The following is an 18,088-nucleotide window of genomic DNA, read 5'->3' on the forward strand; positions in this document are numbered from 1 at the left end:
ATACATATAAGTATTCGGTATAACAGACAGGTTGTTTAAGTGCAATTAATTCCCTTTGTTCAGAGAGGAATTAAAATGTGACACCTGTCGAACTCTCCTATTAGGGTATTACTCTGATTACCATAAGGTAATTCAGAATGGTATCTATTTTCAATGTAATTTTTTATTAAAAACACTTTTGTTTATTACTTAAGCGAAAGTTAGCTAGGTATGCTGTTTTACTACGGTATACTATTAAATAGTAAGATCATGAAAAAAACAAATATTCAAATCAGAGAGACTAAGAGTGACGACTTTAATGACATTATGATAGTTGAAGAACGTGCTTTTGGCTATGTTAAGGAAGCGCAATTGACAGCAGATTTATTGAAAGACAATACTGCTAAACCCATTCTCTCTCTGCTTGCTCTTAATGGAAAGCAAGCTATCGGACACATTTTATTTACCAGAGTATATATAGATGAAATGGATATTAAGCAACCACTAATGCACATATTGGCTCCTTTGGCTGTTATTCCTGAATATCAGAAGCAAGGAATTGGAGGGCTATTGATTAAAGAAGGCTTGCGAATATTAGCGGAACGTGGAACAGAAATGGTTTTTGTATTAGGTCACATGGACTATTACCCAAAGTTTGGATTTATTCCTGATGCCAAAAAACTTGGATTTTCTGCACCTTTCCCAATTCCTTCTGAATATTCAAATGCCTGGATGGTTCAATCATTAAACCCCAAAGGATTTATAATGGACAAAGGCAATGTTATTTGTTGTGACAAATTGAACAAAGAAGAACATTGGAGAGAATAATGCCGAGTATTATTCAAATGGCTTAAAGCGCAATTAAATATACAATTGGTATAAGTGTTTTAGCAGCTCCGCCAAGTCTTTGATTTGGCAGAGCTGTTTTTATAAGGATACATTAGAAGAGTATAGAACAAACCGATCTCTATCAACTAAATGATAGAGATCGTCTATACTAAAGGTTTGCTTTAGCTTATTCTTTAGAAATTAAATTTCCCATTTGCGTTTTGAGCTTCCGACTCCGGAAGAATCTTTTGAATAGTATCCCAATGCTCAACAACTTTACCATCTTCCATTCTGAAGAGATCATAGAAAGCGACTTTCTCTTTCATAAAAATACCTTCTGATACGGCGACTACGAAATTACCTTCTCCAAAAATGACATGGTTCTTTTCATAAACCATTGGCATACCTGCCTCAGCTAATGAAGCCAGTGCTTCACCCAAACCAGCTAAACCATCTTTCACCCCAGGGTTGTGCTGATGGTATTGTTCAGTCGAAATATAATCAGTGATTTTATTCGGGTTAGCTCCAAAAAACACATCGTTCAACAAATTCTGAACTAAGGTTTTATTTTCATTTGTAAGCTCTATGTCTTTTACCTCCCTTGGACCATCAATTTGCGTTCTTCCCGAAGCTGTTTCTGTTACTTTATCTTGCAGATTATCCCAATGTTCAACAATTAAACCGTCCTCGAAACGGAAAATATCAATCCCAATTTTTGGACCAAAGAAATTATAGTCGGTATGGGCTATTACATAATCACCATCCTCAAATACACGAACCGTATTTACTTTAGCGCTTCCTGCAGGTAATTGTTGCAATAAAGCTCCAAAACCAGCCAAACCATCAGCTACACCTTGATTGTGCTGAATGTATTTATTCGGGTTAATGTAAGCGGCTGGCTCTTGAGCGCCTGTTTCGATACTTTTTAGTAGTTCTGTTACTTTTTGTTTGTTTGATTTTTCCATCGTTGCCTGATTATTTTCAGCTTCGCATGATACCATTGAAGCCATAGTAAGTACTGTAATAATGAATAATTTTCTCATTGCTTTGTGTTTAAATTCAATGCAAAGATGTGGCATATGGAGAGGCGCATAAAGGTAGATTTACGCCCTTGTATGATACATTTACGCCAATGGTAAATATTAGGTGATATTGGGGTTAAAAGTTGAACCCCAATAGGGTTCTATTTATAAATTGCATGTTATCTATGGGTTTCACCCATAGCTATTGCTGTTAAATCCCTTCGGGATAAGAATAAGCACAAGTATAATTCACTAAAAATGAATATTACAAAAAGAACACTAGAGTTGAATTATTACTTCGTTATTTAATAATTCTCTCTGAATTCACAAGGTGTAGTATTAGTATGCTTACGAAAATATTTAATGAAATTGGTGGGTTCGTCATAGCCCAATTCGTAGGCTATCTCTTTGATGGACTGATGACCATGAACCAAAAGGCGTTTTGCTTCGAGAACAATACGCTCATCAATTATTTGCTTGGGGGTCTTATCTAATAAGGAAGTGCAAGCCTTGTTTAATTGTTTCTCCGAAATACTCAGTTCTGACGCATATTTATTAACCGATTTTTCTTCACGAAACCTTCCTTCCAAGAGGTCTTTAAATAGAACCAGGCAATCTAAGTTTGTACTTGGCTTTAATTCCGTAAATCCTTGAAGGCGCATCTCGCGCTCAGCTTGCAAAAGAAATATATGCAGCATATTGTGTAAGATTGCATATTGTGCGCTATCCGACTTTCTACCATATTCCTTCTGCATGGCATCAAATAATAGCCTTAAATCAGATGACTTACGATCTAGTTTGATTTTAGCAACACCATATAAATCGCTATACAAAATACTAGCATGCAAGAATTGAAGATCCTCCTTATTTTTACAAAAGAAACTATCGGTAAACAAAATCGCTTTCCCTAAATATGTACAATTGGCATCGTACTTATTAACTGCATTAAGAGGTACAAACAAAAGTGTATTATCTTCTATGCCGACGGGATTAAAGTCAATGTAATGTGTCCCCTCTCCTTTTTCAATCCAAAGTATATGGTAAAATTGTGCACGATGAGGCACAACCATCATCTCCTTTTTAGCTTCGAAGGTTTGATTTAAATCCAGAATCTCGAACTCTAGTTTCAGTCCTTCACGGAATTGGTATTTCTTAATGGTTTCTTGCATGGTGGATCCTACAAAAATACAACAAGCATTTAATTAAAAGTCATTATGGTATTAATTGACCTTTATAAAAATAAAAGCAACCATCATCCTTATGCCGAAAGGTTAACTCAATTATACCATTCTCAAAACTGTGACATGCATGATACAAGTGATAATCACTGTCAAACTTTGGATCACCATAGGCAGCTTGGCGGCCAATACCTTTAACAAATACCTTGTCTTCAAATTTAATAAGCATCTCGCTACAAATATTAAATTGTTGACCATCTAGTTCAAATTGATAATTAACATCCGTAGCATCATCCTGAACACGCTCACATATAACTTCGTAATTAGTAAATACCCTTCCCTGACCATTTCTGCAATCCTGTACCGTTAGTGTTCCTGTAAATGAACCTAACATCTGATCCAGATCCATTAGTCCGTCATTTGCTACAACACGATCAAATGGAAGGAATAGATTTAAAGCCATCCTTATTGATTTGAAAAAAGTGAATAGTTGTTAAAAACAGATTTAACCATTTGACTTACTTAATTTATTCATACATTTCAGAATACATCCATAAGCTACTCTTGTATGATCAAGTATTTATTCTTACTTATTATTGCATTAATTCCCTACCATCTATATGCACAGGAAGGTATTAAAATCAAACTTACAAAGCCCACCTTTAGCAAATATGAGACAAAGTCTTTCTCCAAAACTAAACTAGCTCTTCAAAAACCAGAATTAATCAAGGACGATTTATTCTCCTTTACTAAAAGCGGAGTGTATCAACTAAACATTCTAGAAACTAATGATCAGTTTCATGAACAATTTCAATATACCAGAAGTAGAATCCATAATGTTATGCTTGGATTAGGAAGTTACGAGCATTACAAAAATGACTTTCAATTTATATCCACTAATGCGTACAAAATACAATTAGGTTTCGGCCTTGTTAAACAAAGTTCGCTTTACAATGGACATAGTCCTGATCTACATTTTAGCATAAACGCCGGAATCGAAAAACCTCTAACTTCGTGGCTAAGTATATATGCTTATGGGCAATATTTGTCGCCCAACTTTTCACAAAATCCCAACAAAATAGACCCAATAACTCACATGAATCCACTCTTCATTCAGAGTGAAGCAGGGTATGGCTTAAGAGCTAAATACAGAAACATAGAGGCCGACCTTGGATCTAAAACAATGTTTGACACCCAGTTTAAAAAGTCGAAACCAATGCCAATGATGAATTCAAAAGTGAAAATAGGTTTCTAAGCCAATATAACTTGATTGTATATTTTACCTCACCACTAATTTTCCACTCTCTACGTACTGATCTGTTTTAACAGAATATAAATAATGGCCCTTTGGTAATGATTGTACATTAATCTGATGACGATTAATACCATAGTGTAATCCATTGATGTTTTTTCGATAAACCACGCGACCATAAGCGTCAAACAAGGAAATAGAAGCACTACCCGGCATTAGTAAATTAAACTCAATATTTAAGACATCGCTAACCGGATTAGGGTAAGCCGTGGCTTGAATCTTACCAGCTTGCAGTTCTGGCACACTAATGTCAGATCCGAATATATCAATCTTATTCTGCTTAAAACCATCAAATCGTGCTACTTCCAGCGCTTCATCGCTGGCACCAAACCAGTCCATCATAACCGAAGTGTAAATCTGGCGATAGTCAACCTGATGTTTCATATTGCCACGTACCAGATCGTTTAAATCAGGATTATCGCCAACCACCTTTCCTTGCACCGCTTTACCGAAAACAAAAACAGGCGTTGATGAACCATGGTCAGTTCCATAACTATTGTTAGAGTGCACACGACGACCAAATTCGGTGAAAGTCATGGTTAATACCTTATCTTCCAATTCGAGGCTTGCCAAATCATCTTGAAACGCCTTAATGGCCGATGACAAATGATACATTAGAGCAGCATGTGTTCCTAAAGTAGAGTCGTAGGATTCCACCTGATCGCCATGCGTATCAAAACCACCCATTCGACACATGAAAATTCGGGTTTTAATGCCCCCTTTAAGCAGACGAGCAATGAGGCGTAATTGCCCTGACAAGGGATTCTTCTTATATCTGGATGGTGTTGGTGCAGGATATTCTTCGGGATAATCAATGCTTGAGTTAGATCCATTGTCATACACCTGTTTTAATCGATCGGCATACACATTTGACATGCCCTCGAACTGCCATAAATACTCCAATTCGCTACCTGCATATCCATCTGGCTTATACAACTGCGCATCGTCCACTCCTACGCCATTAATAAGATCATAGAATGCTGATGGACTTTGCACATTCAAGCCTATAGGTATTCCTTCTTCACGATGAAAAGCAATGGACATTGCACTCCCCATTTCAATGGCAACCGGATCTTTCATGTTATCATTAGGATAGGCATCTGGATAATTAGGATACTCCATATCCAGAAATCGCCCCATCCAACCCGAAGCAATATCAACATCATCTTCTGTGCCATCCAAGCCCATAAATACCAAATCGCGCCCACGGAAGTGTGAACCATTCATTTGTGGATAACCCACATTCTGAATTACCACTGCCTTATCCTGATCGTACAATTGTTTGAAATGAATCATATCAGGATGCAAACCTACCTGTCGGCTTTCAGGTATAGACTCATCTACATTGATAAAACCACGTGACCCATGATCGGGAATGGCAATGTTAGCACGGGCATTATAATATTCGTTGTATTGACCAATGGGCACCAGGGTATTTAAACCATCGTTACCTCCATGCAGTTGCACAAAAATCAAAACCTTATCATTATCTGCATTTAAAGCAGCTTTAGCCAAAGGCGAATTAGCCGCCATGACCTGAAGCGGTATACCCGCCAATGCAAAACTACCTGCTCCTGCTGCCCCTATATTTTGTAGAAATTTTCTTCTCTTCATCGTTCCTATTTACTTAAATTAGTACAACTGATATTCTGGCGATTGCATGATGGCATTTAGCAAGACCTTTAGTCGAGCTTCCACCGTTGTTTTATACTGGGCTGGCTCAGTCAAGTAATTATTCCATTCCATAGTCCAAGCACTGGTATATAAACCATCCAGAAAAATATCGGTTAAAAAGAAATTCCGCCTTTCATTCGCTAGTTCGAAGGGCAATAACAATTCCAGCAAGGTATCTACAAGTGTTTCGGCATTAGCCGGATCGCCTATCGTCCCAGAATTTTCCACCCAGTCAAGCACGTCGATACGAATACCCAAATTCTCACCTTGACGATTAACACCATTTAAAACCAACTCGGCAAATTGATATCGGTAAGCCAGTGAATGCGGTGTAATCCAGTTACGACTATAAATAGGATACTGATGGTAGGCCGGATAGCCTGCTACTTCAAATGGCTTATAAAAATTCAAACCCTGACGCTCTATGAAATCAAAAATACCGTCTTTATAAACCGTTTCATACAACTCAGTCAAGTCACTTGGAAAAGTGACATTAAACAGATTAAGTGTTCCCATAATGAGTTCAATGGGCGATTTAATGATCGAGCCACGTACATTATTGTCAACCACCGCATCATCCACATCATAAAAATGCACACTACTCAATAAAGCTTTCACCACAACCGACATGTCGTAATCGGCAGCTTTAAATTGTGTGGCAATAGGTTCAATCACATTACTCTCAACCGTAGCATCAATTTTATAATATACAAAGTGTCGGTATAACTTTCGAGTAATGAAACGTGCCGTTTCATCTTTGGCAAAAATCATCTCCATCAAATCATCAAACTCCTTGTGAGTAGATGCTTCTGTTGCATAATTACCCACTAACTCATCAGGCGCAATAGTTACGTTATCGAAACGTGCACTAAATACTTTCTCACCGGCATCATGACGATTAGCCACCGTTTGCCCTTCACTCTGTGTTGTTCTAAGTTTACCAGTTGGTAATCCTGTATCCGCATTAATCGTCTGAAAAGAATCATCAACAGCGTAACCAGTTAAAATACGCGTAGCTGCTTTAATATCATCTTCGGTGTAATTGGTATAATCGCCTTCTGTTACTTGTGGGCCACGACCTATGGAGTACAACTCAAACATTTCGCGCGCAAAATTTTCGTTGGGACTGCTCACATCATTGGTTGCGTTATCCAAGTAAATAAGCATGGCATTGTCCATACAAATGTGCTTGAACAAGTCCTTAAAACTACCAAAGGCAAATTGGCGATAGAGGGCATTTTGGTAATACAGCATTTCAGATGACTGAACAATATCCTTACTGACAGGCAAATGTGTGTGGTAAAAATAAGTCAAGCGCTCGCTGACATTGGTTCCCGACTTTCGCATCTGTTCAAGGTGCCAAATAATAAAGTAATCAGTCAAGTCTTTCTGTTCGCTATTACTACCTGTTGCCGATGAATTTAACCAGGTTTCGCCAGTAGCCAAATCAATTGGGAGTTCAATTTCTGATGGTTGAGAGAATAATTCAGTCATTGCCTGATCGACCGTGAAGTCAGCAAAACGTTTGACATCGGCATCGGTAAATCCGAATGTTGCCCGCCTTAATAGATGTAAAGCATTAGCCCTACCTAGTGTACCCACTAGTTTGTCGCTTGCAGCCATGAAATAGTTGTTTTGGTGTTTTGTATTTAAACGTGCTTAATGCATTTTTATTTTATTAAGCATAGCATTACTTAATAAACGAACAAACTCCAACAAAGTTGGTTACACTGAAATATTTCTAAGGGATACTCTAGTAAATAACAAAAAAGCCAGCTCTACACGTTTGCAGAACTGGCCTCTCTAACCTAAACCCAAATCTATGAAAAAAATCTACTCTTTTGCTTTCAATTCTAATAGGGCAATAAGTATAATGAATCCCTAATTGATTCTAAATTTTCATCAAAACCTGGAAGTCCACCTCAACTCAACGCCCTTAAAGTCGAGCACTTCATAACAAATACCTGCGCTACAAGCCGGGCCACCCCGTCGTTCACCTGCAAAGAGTTGTAGGTTATTTCTACCATTCAACTTATAGCGAACATTGCTGCCCAACCATATTTTCTTACTGTCCGTCACAAAAGCGTCATTACTCCACTCCGATAATGCATTCACAAATAGTTTCGACTTATAACGAAAAGTTAAACCACCCACATAGTTCTGTGTACTTTTACCTTCGCGATCAAAAGTTTGCAACTCCACTTCTAATTTCAAACCGTAATCATTCTTTATTGTTCTATCAACATTTACACCGCCTGAATAACGTTTCATCTCACCTTTAAATGGATCGTCAGCATAATCCATAAAACCTTTAAATTCGGTTAGTTCGCCAACCATTGTAGACAGTTCAAAAAACCACTCCTTATAATCAAATGTGATTCCAAAATCGTTATTAGCTCTGGTATGATTTAATGTAAGCACAGTATTAATAGATGGTTGATAAAAAGCCTCAACCTGAAAACCAGTCTCATTTTGTGGCTGCAGTACATGGGTACTTCTATTCAAAACCCGATACGAATGTTCGCGAATCAGTGCAGGTGGCTCATTTATGCCCGACCCCAACAAAAAATTGTTATAATCCTTTACCTCCAAACTCACACCAAACTTTGATAAGGCCAAATTTAAACTACCATAAATCGCATGGGTTTGCGCATCAAAACCACCATCTTTGCCATTTAACGAAACTGCATAAGCCGAATAATAATTTAGAAAAGGCCATATGCGACCTGACATAGAACCCATGCCGTAATAACTATCTTCCAAACTATTTTTAATGCGGATAACTGATGCGCCAATTGTTTGCTTATAGAGTGTATAATCGCCATAGAAAGCTGCCAATTCATCAGAACGACGTTTATCCCATTCCTCGGTTGGAGGATACACATTATTGAGCGCATAACCCCACAAGGCTTTCACACTGAACTTTTTATTTTTGAATCCTACAGAAGCTCCCAATATATCACGGTAGAAATACTGCTTACTCCGGTAACCTTTATCTTCGAGAATAGCACCCTGTATTTCATATGAACGAAGCAGGATACCACGCCCCAAAGTTTCATTGAAATTACCAGCCTTAAACTCCCATCCCTTTTTCCTGTAATTTAATCCAAGCCATGAGGCATCCACATAATTACGTTCAGAGTAAGGCGTTTGATAAAACTGCACACCTGCATTTACCTTTAAGCCTTTGAAGCGATAATTAAGCCTTAGCTTATTATAAAGCGCATGAAAATTCTCATCCTCACTATCTGGTAATTTTCCATATTGATATTCCATCAAATTGGTTCCAGAAAATTGAGCCTGTATTTTTGAAACCGAAATAATCAATACAATAAATAGAACAACGTGACGCATGCTAATTCAGGTTTAAATGTTTTTTGAGCTCATGTTCAATATCTAACTCGTCTCCATCCGAAAAGCCTTCGTGCCGATACACAATATTATTATCAGCATCAACCAATAGCAGTGTTGGCAAAACACCAATCTCCAAATCTTGCATCACATCGTTATTAATATCGGATAGTATTGGATACGAAACACCTAATGTTCGTACCAAGGGCATTACCTTTGATATACTGCGCGGCCCATCTGTATTAATACTTATAAACGCAACACCCTTTGCCTCATATGCTTTGTATAACTTATCCAATTTTGGAAGTGCCTTCATGCAAGGTTTACACCACGAAGCCCAAAAGTCGATAATTGTAAGCTGCTCGCCTTTCAACTCATCATAACTTAAAGTTTCGCCTTCAACATCATCCAAAATAAACTCGCGTACTGCTTGTGCTTTTGCAAAGAAGCTAAAAAGCAAAAGGGTAGTAATCAAGATATATCTTAACATAGCTATTATTTATCCAGGTATTCTTTTACAACTGCTACCGCGGCATCAACATCACTAGCAGCCGAACGCGTACCGTTAAAACGGATGTTACCTTCCTTATCAATAACTACAATTCGATCGAAGGTAGTTCCATAAGAACGAGCAGTTGCCGAAGCCTTTAGCAGTAATGGAAACTTAACACCACTTGTATTTTTAAAAGATTGAACTGCCGCTTCATTTCCATCCCATTGATCCAAACCAACAATTGAGAAATTAGCATTTGACACAAAGGCATCGGCCAATTTAGATTGAATACTTGGACCAGCAGCCTTACAAGCAGGGCAACCATTCCCAAAGAAAAACATCACCAAGACTTTCTTATCAAAATCAGCTAACATTACTTCATTTCCACCTAAATCTTTTAATGAGAAACTTGGAGCAGAAACCGCGTCTCCTCCCATCTGCGGCACATCATTATCCATCATTTCATCCATTACAGTATCACTTTCGCTACACGATACCAACATAACAACTAACAACCCTACTCCCATTAATGACTTAAGTATCCTAAAAATTCCTTTTGTTTTCATTGCTCTTGATTTTAGTTTTTGTTTTAACATTTGCCATTTTGACGCAACAGAAAACAAATCCTTACAAAAAATTATAAAAAAATCTTCGCTTTGTTTTATCAACTACTAAAGGTACATTTGTGTAAATCTCAATTATACAATCAATGAGTTCAAATCAATTCTCTAATCAGAATGCCTCCAATCCACTTTTGGAAAAGCTATTCAAAAATGTAAAGTCGGTGGTTGGCATAGCCATACTGGCTTTAATCGCAATGTCGGCCTTTTTTCAGATTGGCCCCGAAGAAGTAGGTGTAATCGTTCGATTTGGTAAATACACACGAACCGTTAATCCAGGATTGAACTACAAAGTTCCTTTCTTAGAATCGGTATACAAAGTGCCAGTTGAACGTCAGCAGAAACTTGAATTTGGTTTTAGAACAACCAAACCTGGTGTTAGAACCGAATACACACGTCGTGGTACGATGGACGAATCTCTTATGCTTACGGGCGACTTAAACCTTGCCGATGTGGAATGGGTGGTTCAATACCGTATCGACAATCCTTTCAATTATTTGTTTAAGGTGCGAAATCCGGAAACCACTTTACGTGACATTTCGGAAGCGGCCATGAGACAAATTGTTGGCGACCGAACCGTTAACGAAGTACTAACTGTTGGACGTACCGAAATCAGTTCAAAGCTTCAAGAACTAATGCAACAGGTGTGTCGCGAATATTCCTTAGGTGTTAAAATTGAGCAGGTAGTACTGCAAGATGTTAACCCGCCTGAGCAGGTAAAAGCGGCATTTAATGCGGTAAACGAGGCTCAGCAGGAAAAGGAAACTTTGATAAACCAAGCCAAGGCAGAATACAACAAAGTGATTCCAAAGGCGGCAGGTCAGGCCAAAGAAACCATACAGATGGCGGAAGGTTATGCCACCGAACGTGTTAATAACGCCAAAGGTGATGTGGCTCGTTTTAATGCGCTATACAAAGAATATGTGAAAGCTCCGGAAGTAACCAAGCGAAGAATTTACCTTGAAACCATGGAATCGGTGATTCCTAAATTGGGTCAGAAAATTATTACTGATCAGAATGGCAACAGCGTTCTTCCTTTACTTCAAATGCAATTGACACAACAAAACAAAGCTCAAAATGGACAATAAGAAATTCATACTTGCAATAATAGCCGGAGCCGTCTTATTATTTATTTTCTCAACCAGCACGTACATCGTGAATGAGTCGGAACAGGTAGTAGTTACGCAATTTGGTAAGCCTGTAGGCGAACCCGTAGTTACACCAGGCATCAAATTCAAAATTCCTTTTATTCAAACGACACACTTCTTCGACAAACGTTATTTGGAGTGGGATGGCGATCCGAACCAGGTTCCAACCAAGGATAAGAAGTTTATTTTTGTAGATACCTATGCCCGTTGGCAAATCACTGATCCTTTGCAGTTTTTCAAGCGTATGACCAATGAGCGTGGAGCCATTTCACGTATTGATGATATTCTGGATGGAGAAACTCGTAACTACATAGCCAAGCACAACATCGAAGAAGCCGTTCGATCAAGTAACCGAACACCTGCTTCATCGGGCATTATTGGAGAGTTGGTTGGCGATAGTTTGACTACCATTTATGTGGGTAGGGATAAGATTCAGGAAATGATTCAAGTGGCGGCCAACGAGCAAGCGCTCGATCTTGGAATTGAAATTCTTGATTTCCGTTTCAAGCGTATTAATTACGTTGAGGAAGTACAAACTCAAGTGTATGAGCGAATGAAGAGTGAGCGTTACCGAATAGCTGATAAGTTTAAATCAGAAGGTCAAGGTGAAGCGTCGAATATTAATGGTGAAAAAGAACGTGAGTTATTAACCATTGTTTCCGAAGCCTATAAAACCGCTGAAGAGATTAAAGGTGATGCCGATGGTAAAGCGGCTGCTATTTATTCGCAAGCCTACGACAAAACAGCGAGTTCACGTCAGCTATATAGTTTCTTGAAATCGATGGAGACTTACGAAAAAACCTTTGATGGACAAACACACATCATTCTATCAACGGACAACGAACTATACAAGTATTTAAAATCAATGAAATAGTACACTTTAAACCCATACTTCAACAGGAGTAATCTTGTTGGAGTGTGGGTTTGTTGTTTATATGGTAATTTGGGCACATTTAGCACGTGATTTATAGTACTAATTCTAATTTCAAAATTCCATATCAAACGACTAATAATTATGAATTGAAAACTAGTGATTCAGTAGATTAAATGGAATCTTTGGATCGATTTATTTCATTACATATTGTGGTAAGAAATAGCATTGAAGAATTTTTTTGTAAATATGAGATCCTGACATTTAAATGATTGATACTTTTAATATATGAAAGAAATATTTGATTTTTTAAAAAGCAAAAGTCTTACTCTAACAGAAATACGTTCACCTAATAAACAGGATTGGAAGGGTAGCCCCTTTAATAAACCAAAAGCCTTTTCAGTTAGTCTTTTATCAATTAAAATATTAGGATTTGAAAAATCATTGAATGAAAAAGAGTATCGATTAATTCATGCAGTTAATAGAAAAAATGAAGAAAGAACAATTTGGGTAGAAATTGACAAAACTTTGTTTCAGAAACCAAAATTTATATTTAAAGAAGATAAAATTAGAAAAGGAAAAAAAGGAAAGTATGTTATAACAAAATTTGAAAATTGTCCAGCATGCAATTTTGAATTAAATAAACAAGATAATATTTGTCCAGACTGCGGATTACACTTTACGTAAAAAACGTTCAACAATCTGGAATAAATCATACTGATTCAGTGATTTTTGGATGTTAAGTTGGGCTTTTTAAACAGCGCCAAATCTTAGATTTGGCATTAAAATGAAAAGATAATAACAAATATAATTTTTGGTCAACAACTTATGATTCATTGACTCCATCTAATTCAACATTGACAGATCGATAAGTAAAACTGACAGAGTCGGTCGTTAGAGCGTCAGCAACGTATGATTCACTGACAATATAAAATGTATCACCGACAGATCGACATGTAACACTGACATAGTCGCATGTTAGAACTACAGCAACGTATGATTCTCCGACAATATTGAATGTAACACCGACAGCATCAATATGTAAGACTGACAGCATCATATGTTAGAACAACAGCGTCGTATGATTCTCTGACAGTATAAAAATGTGGATACTAACAAACCATTACATAACCCTTAGCAAGTAATAATGCAAACCGAAAGCATTGTTAATTTTTAAAACATTGCTTACATTGTTATGCAACACACAATAAGCATATGGCAAAAAACACTGATCCGAACACATGGGTAGATGCCTACTCCGATCTCTTATTTCGCTATGCCATCATCAGGGTGAACGATGAACAGCTAGCCGAAGATTTGGTACAGGAAACTTTCTTGGCAGGATTAAAGAATCTCAATTCATTTCAAGGCAAAAGCACCGAACTGACATGGTTAACAGCCATTCTAAAGCGCAAAATAATTGACCATTACCGCAAGAAAACAACACGTAAAGAATATTCACTTGACGAGCCCGATGAACGATTTGACTCAAATGGTGGAATGAAAGACCATTGGGTTAAGGATAGCGCTCCATCCGCCTGGAACATTGAAGCTGACAAACAATTGGAAAGCAAGGAGTTTATGCAATTTTTGCAAGCATGCATTGCGCATTTACCAGAGAAATGGGCCTCATGTTTCGTTCTCAGAGTAATGGAAGAAATGAAAAGTGATGAAGTTTGTAAGGAATTGGATCTTACATCGTCGAACCTATGGGTGATATTACACAGAGCACGGCTTCAGTTGAGAGATTGCATTGAAAAAGGTTGGTCATAATAAAGGAGAGTATTCATGGAAACAAAAAATAAATTAATGATTACCTGTAAAGAGGCGACCTATCTTGTTTCAAAAAAACAACAAGACAAGCTAAGTTTCTTGGAAAAAATGCAACTCCAATTTCATTTGATGATTTGCTCCTATTGCCGTCGCTTTGCCAATCAAATAGATTTCATTACCAAAGGAATAGTACGCCTACGCTCACGAATTGAAAAACAAAGTACCAGCATTTCTTTAACTAGTGCGCAAAAAGATAAAATGAAAGAGGCTTTAAGGAATCAGCAGAAATAAAAAAAGGGTAAGAAACTAATCCTACCCTCTAATCGAGCCAATGACGAGATTTGAACTCGTGACCTCTTCCTTACCAAGGAAACGCTCTACCCCTGAGCTACATCGGCAACAAAATTGAGCGAACCGCGATAGCTATCGCGGCGGGACTCATTTGAGCGAAAAACGGGATTTGAACCCGCGACCCCGACCTTGGCAAGGTCGTGCTCTACCACTGAGCTATTTTCGCAGTTGCTATTTCTTTCAACAGCCGTGCAAAAGTAGAAAAATTTCCCTTCAAGACAAACCCTACTTGATATTTTTTCGCTTTACCAATTATTGTACATATACCAAGTTGTAATACCTACCTTAAAGCACTATATTGATAGAACAGATATTGTCCATTGTTGAAAACATTTAATCATGAAACGCTTTTCATCATTCCTTATTTTAGGCTTACTATTCCAAAGTATCACATACGGTCAAAGTGTAGAAAATTCGCGCATGCAATGGTTTAAAGATGCAAAACTTGGCATTTTTATCCACTATGGCATCTACTCAGTGAATGGGATTGATGAGTCATGGTCGTTCTTTAATGGCTATATCAACCACAACGATTATATGAATCAGCTAGACGGTTTCACGGCAAGTAAATTTAGCGCCGATGAATGGGCTCAACTATTCAAGAAAAGCGGTGCTCGCTACGCTGTACTAACAAGTAAACACCACGATGGAGTTGCTCTTTGGAAAACCGAAACACATCATTATAATACTATTGAACATACGCCTGCTAAAAAAGACATTGTAAAGGAATTTGCAGAAGCAATGGGCCAAGAAGAGCTTCGTGTTGGTTTGTACTATTCACTCATTGATTGGTCCCACCCCAACTACCCGGCCTTTCTCAGAGATAGCGTTCGCTATTCAAAAGATGAAAAAAGGTGGCAGAGCTTTACTAACTTTTACTTCGAACAATTAAATGAACTTTCAAGTAGATTCAATCCAGACCTCTACTGGTTTGATGGCGATTGGGAACACAGCGCCGAAGAGTGGAAATCCGAAAAATTGCGAAAACAACTTCTATCCTACAATAAAAACCTCATATTAAATAGCCGCTTACAAGGTTATGGCGATTATGCAACACCCGAACAAGGCGTGCCAATAACTAAACCTAGTAATAACTATTGGGAGCTCTGCATGACCATGAACGACTCATGGGGTTTTCAAAAAAATGATCACAATTACAAAACACCTTTCCAATTAATTCAAATTTTTACCGATTGCATTAGCATGGGTGGAAACCTCTTATTGGACATTGGCCCCAAAGAAGATGGCAGTATACCAGCGGAACAAATTGAAATATTAAATGAATTTGCTAGATGGACAAGCAAACATTCAGAAGCAATTTACGGCACCCGAGCTGGCATTAATAAAAAGCACTGTTTCTATCCCACAGCACTTTCGAAGGATAGCACTACATTATTTGTCTACTTGGATAAAGAACTAAACAACCAACTCTTTATTGATGGATTGCAATCTACGATTAGCTCCGTAAGAATTGTTGATCATGATACTAAATTAAAATTCAATCATCAATCATCCCTTTTTAATTGTCATATTCCAACTAAATTATGCGACTCCAGCATCACTGTAGTGGCCATCGATTTTAAAACTAAACTAGAACTAACATCGCCACAACAATCATTATATGATCTTAACACAAATGGAATTACAAATAATGAAAGATGGAAGCAAAAACATTCTAAGTTTATCAACGATGCCCATATAAGCATTCCATATCGCTACTATGCCGGCCTTAACAAATTATCAAAGGATAAAAACATATTATACCTCCTGGTGGAAGGTAAGCCACAGGAGTCGCTTATGATAAAAGGCCTTAAGAATAAAATTAATCGCATTTGGGTAGTTGGTGAAGGAACTAAACTAAAGCATAAAGTAAGTGGCAAACAGTATTGGAGTCAGGTTCCGGGCATCGTTTACATTGATGTTCCTGATTATGTATTAGATCAAGAACTTACAGTTATAGCAGTTCTGCTCGACGGCCCCATTCAACTCTTCGAAGAAGAAGTAAAAGCGATAGAGAGCAACTAAAATCGCTTCTCAAACATCAATTTAAAATTAATAAACACCAGTAATGTATTTTCACTAATCAAAACCACACTTTTAGTTTCAATTTATTACTTTTGTTGTCAAATAAAAAACCAAACATGAGTAATAGTAGAGAAATCATTCTTTTGAACGTTTCAGGAGTTGATAAACCGGGATTAACAGCAACACTTACGGATATATTGTCTCACTATGATGTTAATATTCTTGACATCGGCCAGGCAGTTATTCATGATGATTTAGGTCTGGGTATCTTATTTGAGGTACCAACCAGTAATGAATCATCACCCATCCTGAAAGATCTATTATTCAAATCGTATGAGTTGGGTTTAAACATCAAATTCACCCCCATTACCGAAGATAAATACAACGAATGGGTTGGTCATCAAGGTAAAGAACGATTTATTATAACCCTCCTTTCACGGAGACTTGGTGCTAATCAATTATCGCAGGTAACGAAAGTAATATCAAATCAAGGCTTAAACATTGATTACATTACTCGCCTTAGCGGACGTGTATTGCTTAATGATCATTATAAAAATGACAAGTCAGTAGTCGAGTTCTCAGTTCGTGGAACACCCGAGGATGCCATCGCCATGAAAAAAGAATTCATGACTATTTCGAAAGATACCGAGATTGATATCGCTTTTCAGGCCGATAATATTTTCCGCCGTAATCGCCGTTTGGTATGTTTCGATATGGACTCCACGCTGATTCAAACTGAAGTAATTGATGAGCTAGCGATTAAAGCTGGCGTGGGCGATCAGGTAAAAGAAATTACCGAGGCAGCCATGCGTGGCGATATCGATTTTAATGAAAGTTTCATCCAACGTGTTGCTCTCTTAAAAGGCCTTGATAAATCAGTAATGAAAGACATAGCGGAAAACCTGCCTATCACAGAAGGAGCTGAACGCCTGTTCAAGACCCTTAAAAAATATGGCTACAAAACAGCTATCCTATCCGGTGGATTCAATTATTTTGGGCACTATCTAAAACAAAAATTGGATATTGACTATGTGTTTGCCAACGAATTGGATATTGAAAATGGCGTACTAACAGGTAAACACAGCGGTGAGATTGTTGATGGCAATAAAAAAGCTGAACTATTAAAATTACTGGCTTTCAAAGAAGATATTCACTTGGAACAAGTAATCGCTGTGGGTGATGGATCAAACGATTTACCTATGCTTCAGTTAGCTGGACTGGGCATTGCCTTTCATGCCAAACCAAAGGTGAAAGCATCTGCTAAAAATCACATATCAACCATTGGCTTGGATGCCATATTATATCTACTTGGTTTCAGAGACAGAGAAATAAACATATAATACCAAACTGTGCTGGTATTATGCCGATACATAATCAAAAGGGCTTTAGAAGTGAAACGCACTAAAGACGCATTTTGATTAGTAAACGGTATAATTAACTCAACAACACGACTTCACAGCTTT

The 18,088-nt window shown here is 37.7% G+C and carries 17 protein-coding genes and 2 tRNA genes; 9 read left to right on the top strand and 10 right to left on the bottom strand.

Translation table 11 applies throughout. From position 1 onward, the window contains the following. Positions 1-249 precede the first annotated feature (249 nt). The gene (locus tag ACRD7B_RS07450; RefSeq protein ID WP_430823868.1) at positions 250-807 is read left to right on the top strand and encodes a GNAT family N-acetyltransferase; all 558 of its coding nucleotides are present in this window, start codon (positions 250-252) and stop codon (positions 805-807) included. A gap of 194 nt (positions 808-1,001) precedes the next feature. Here the strand turns inward: ACRD7B_RS07450 and ACRD7B_RS07455 are convergent, their stop codons facing one another. From ACRD7B_RS07455 to ACRD7B_RS07465, 3 genes are all read right to left on the bottom strand, one after another. Beyond that, positions 1,002-1,850, bottom strand: coding sequence for a nuclear transport factor 2 family protein (locus ACRD7B_RS07455; RefSeq protein ID WP_430823869.1), 849 nt, complete (start codon positions 1,848-1,850; stop codon positions 1,002-1,004). 284 nt (positions 1,851-2,134) lie between these two features. Then, positions 2,135-2,998 (bottom strand): AraC family transcriptional regulator, encoded by an 864-nt coding sequence (locus tag ACRD7B_RS07460; RefSeq protein WP_430823870.1) that lies wholly within the window; start codon positions 2,996-2,998, stop codon positions 2,135-2,137. 43 nt (positions 2,999-3,041) lie between these two features. Next, positions 3,042-3,470, bottom strand: a complete 429-nt coding sequence (locus ACRD7B_RS07465; RefSeq protein WP_430823871.1) for a hypothetical protein — start codon at positions 3,468-3,470, stop codon at positions 3,042-3,044. A gap of 105 nt (positions 3,471-3,575) precedes the next feature. Between ACRD7B_RS07465 and ACRD7B_RS07470 the strand changes: the two genes are divergently transcribed. Then, positions 3,576-4,262, top strand: a complete 687-nt coding sequence (locus ACRD7B_RS07470) for a hypothetical protein (RefSeq protein ID WP_430823872.1) — start codon at positions 3,576-3,578, stop codon at positions 4,260-4,262. 24 nt (positions 4,263-4,286) lie between these two features. Here the strand turns inward: ACRD7B_RS07470 and ACRD7B_RS07475 are convergent, their stop codons facing one another. The 5 genes from ACRD7B_RS07475 to ACRD7B_RS07495 all read right to left on the bottom strand — a co-directional run bounded on the left by ACRD7B_RS07475 (position 4,287) and on the right by ACRD7B_RS07495 (position 10,403). Further along, positions 4,287-5,933 (bottom strand): DUF1501 domain-containing protein, encoded by a 1,647-nt coding sequence (locus ACRD7B_RS07475; protein WP_430823873.1) that lies wholly within the window; start codon positions 5,931-5,933, stop codon positions 4,287-4,289. Between the two features lie 18 nt (positions 5,934-5,951). Further along, positions 5,952-7,616, bottom strand: a complete 1,665-nt coding sequence (locus ACRD7B_RS07480; protein ID WP_430823874.1) for a DUF1800 domain-containing protein — start codon at positions 7,614-7,616, stop codon at positions 5,952-5,954. A gap of 279 nt (positions 7,617-7,895) precedes the next feature. Then, on the bottom strand, positions 7,896-9,347 hold the full coding sequence (locus ACRD7B_RS07485; RefSeq protein ID WP_430823875.1) for a DUF6029 family protein: 1,452 nt from the start codon (positions 9,345-9,347) through the stop codon (positions 7,896-7,898). Position 9,348: 1 nt separating this feature from the next. Next, a complete protein-coding gene (locus ACRD7B_RS07490) occupies positions 9,349-9,834 on the bottom strand; it encodes a TlpA family protein disulfide reductase (protein ID WP_430823876.1) in 486 nt (161 codons plus the stop codon). A 5-nt stretch (positions 9,835-9,839) separates the two neighbouring features. Then, on the bottom strand, positions 9,840-10,403 hold the full coding sequence (locus tag ACRD7B_RS07495; protein ID WP_430823877.1) for a peroxiredoxin family protein: 564 nt from the start codon (positions 10,401-10,403) through the stop codon (positions 9,840-9,842). A gap of 143 nt (positions 10,404-10,546) precedes the next feature. Between ACRD7B_RS07495 and hflK the strand changes: the two genes are divergently transcribed. The 5 genes from hflK to ACRD7B_RS07520 all read left to right on the top strand — a co-directional run bounded on the left by hflK (position 10,547) and on the right by ACRD7B_RS07520 (position 14,540). After that, entirely contained in the window at positions 10,547-11,545 is a 999-nt protein-coding gene (hflK, locus tag ACRD7B_RS07500; RefSeq protein WP_430823878.1) for an FtsH protease activity modulator HflK, read from the top strand. Next, a complete protein-coding gene (hflC, locus tag ACRD7B_RS07505) occupies positions 11,535-12,479 on the top strand; it encodes a protease modulator HflC (protein ID WP_430823879.1) in 945 nt (314 codons plus the stop codon). The genes hflK and hflC overlap by 11 nt, the downstream gene beginning before the upstream one ends. A 285-nt stretch (positions 12,480-12,764) precedes the next feature. After that, complete coding sequence (locus tag ACRD7B_RS07510; protein WP_430823880.1) at positions 12,765-13,163, top strand: hypothetical protein; 399 nt, start codon at positions 12,765-12,767, stop codon at positions 13,161-13,163. A 528-nt stretch (positions 13,164-13,691) separates the two neighbouring features. After that, positions 13,692-14,249, top strand: coding sequence for a sigma-70 family RNA polymerase sigma factor (locus ACRD7B_RS07515; protein ID WP_430823881.1), 558 nt, complete (start codon positions 13,692-13,694; stop codon positions 14,247-14,249). Positions 14,250-14,264: 15 nt separating this feature from the next. Beyond that, complete coding sequence (locus tag ACRD7B_RS07520; RefSeq protein ID WP_430823882.1) at positions 14,265-14,540, top strand: anti-sigma factor family protein; 276 nt, start codon at positions 14,265-14,267, stop codon at positions 14,538-14,540. 35 nt (positions 14,541-14,575) lie between these two features. On the opposite strand, the gene ACRD7B_RS07525 is transcribed toward ACRD7B_RS07520, so the two are convergent. Next, positions 14,576-14,647, bottom strand: a tRNA-Thr gene (locus tag ACRD7B_RS07525). Between the two features lie 47 nt (positions 14,648-14,694). After that, a tRNA-Gly gene (locus ACRD7B_RS07530) sits at positions 14,695-14,766 on the bottom strand. Between the two features lie 173 nt (positions 14,767-14,939). On the opposite strand from ACRD7B_RS07530, the gene ACRD7B_RS07535 reads away from it, so the two are divergent. Continuing rightward, positions 14,940-16,625 carry an alpha-L-fucosidase gene (locus ACRD7B_RS07535; RefSeq protein WP_430823883.1) on the top strand — a complete coding sequence of 562 codons (1,686 nt, stop codon included), beginning with the start codon at positions 14,940-14,942 and terminating at the stop codon, positions 16,623-16,625. A 116-nt stretch (positions 16,626-16,741) separates the two neighbouring features. Then, a complete protein-coding gene (serB, locus tag ACRD7B_RS07540) occupies positions 16,742-17,965 on the top strand; it encodes a phosphoserine phosphatase SerB (RefSeq protein WP_430823884.1) in 1,224 nt (407 codons plus the stop codon). Positions 17,966-18,088 lie beyond the last annotated feature (123 nt).

Origin of the sequence: Carboxylicivirga fragile (genome assembly GCF_050589805.1) — a bacterium.
Classification (GTDB): Bacteria; Bacteroidota; Bacteroidia; order Bacteroidales; family Marinilabiliaceae; genus Carboxylicivirga; species Carboxylicivirga fragile.

Excerpts from the sequence above, each read along its gene's own strand:
- ACRD7B_RS07450 (WP_430823868.1), top strand. The coding sequence starts at position 250 with ATGAAAAAAACAAATATTCAAATCAGAGAGACTAAGAGTGACGACTTT.
- ACRD7B_RS07470 (WP_430823872.1), top strand. The coding sequence starts at position 3,576 with ATGATCAAGTATTTATTCTTACTTATTATTGCATTAATTCCCTACCAT.
- ACRD7B_RS07535 (WP_430823883.1), top strand. The coding sequence starts at position 14,940 with ATGAAACGCTTTTCATCATTCCTTATTTTAGGCTTACTATTCCAAAGT.
- ACRD7B_RS07475 (WP_430823873.1), bottom strand. The coding sequence starts at position 5,933 with ATGAAGAGAAGAAAATTTCTACAAAATATAGGGGCAGCAGGAGCAGGT.
- hflC (WP_430823879.1), top strand. The coding sequence starts at position 11,535 with ATGGACAATAAGAAATTCATACTTGCAATAATAGCCGGAGCCGTCTTA.
- ACRD7B_RS07510 (WP_430823880.1), top strand. The coding sequence starts at position 12,765 with ATGAAAGAAATATTTGATTTTTTAAAAAGCAAAAGTCTTACTCTAACA.
- hflK (WP_430823878.1), top strand. The coding sequence starts at position 10,547 with ATGAGTTCAAATCAATTCTCTAATCAGAATGCCTCCAATCCACTTTTG.
- ACRD7B_RS07455 (WP_430823869.1), bottom strand. The coding sequence starts at position 1,850 with ATGAGAAAATTATTCATTATTACAGTACTTACTATGGCTTCAATGGTA.
- ACRD7B_RS07515 (WP_430823881.1), top strand. The coding sequence starts at position 13,692 with ATGGCAAAAAACACTGATCCGAACACATGGGTAGATGCCTACTCCGAT.
- serB (WP_430823884.1), top strand. The coding sequence starts at position 16,742 with ATGAGTAATAGTAGAGAAATCATTCTTTTGAACGTTTCAGGAGTTGAT.
- ACRD7B_RS07460 (WP_430823870.1), bottom strand. The coding sequence starts at position 2,998 with ATGCAAGAAACCATTAAGAAATACCAATTCCGTGAAGGACTGAAACTA.
- ACRD7B_RS07485 (WP_430823875.1), bottom strand. The coding sequence starts at position 9,347 with ATGCGTCACGTTGTTCTATTTATTGTATTGATTATTTCGGTTTCAAAA.
- ACRD7B_RS07480 (WP_430823874.1), bottom strand. The coding sequence starts at position 7,616 with ATGGCTGCAAGCGACAAACTAGTGGGTACACTAGGTAGGGCTAATGCT.
- ACRD7B_RS07490 (WP_430823876.1), bottom strand. The coding sequence starts at position 9,834 with ATGTTAAGATATATCTTGATTACTACCCTTTTGCTTTTTAGCTTCTTT.
- ACRD7B_RS07520 (WP_430823882.1), top strand. The coding sequence starts at position 14,265 with ATGGAAACAAAAAATAAATTAATGATTACCTGTAAAGAGGCGACCTAT.
- ACRD7B_RS07495 (WP_430823877.1), bottom strand. The coding sequence starts at position 10,403 with ATGAAAACAAAAGGAATTTTTAGGATACTTAAGTCATTAATGGGAGTA.
- ACRD7B_RS07465 (WP_430823871.1), bottom strand. The coding sequence starts at position 3,470 with ATGGCTTTAAATCTATTCCTTCCATTTGATCGTGTTGTAGCAAATGAC.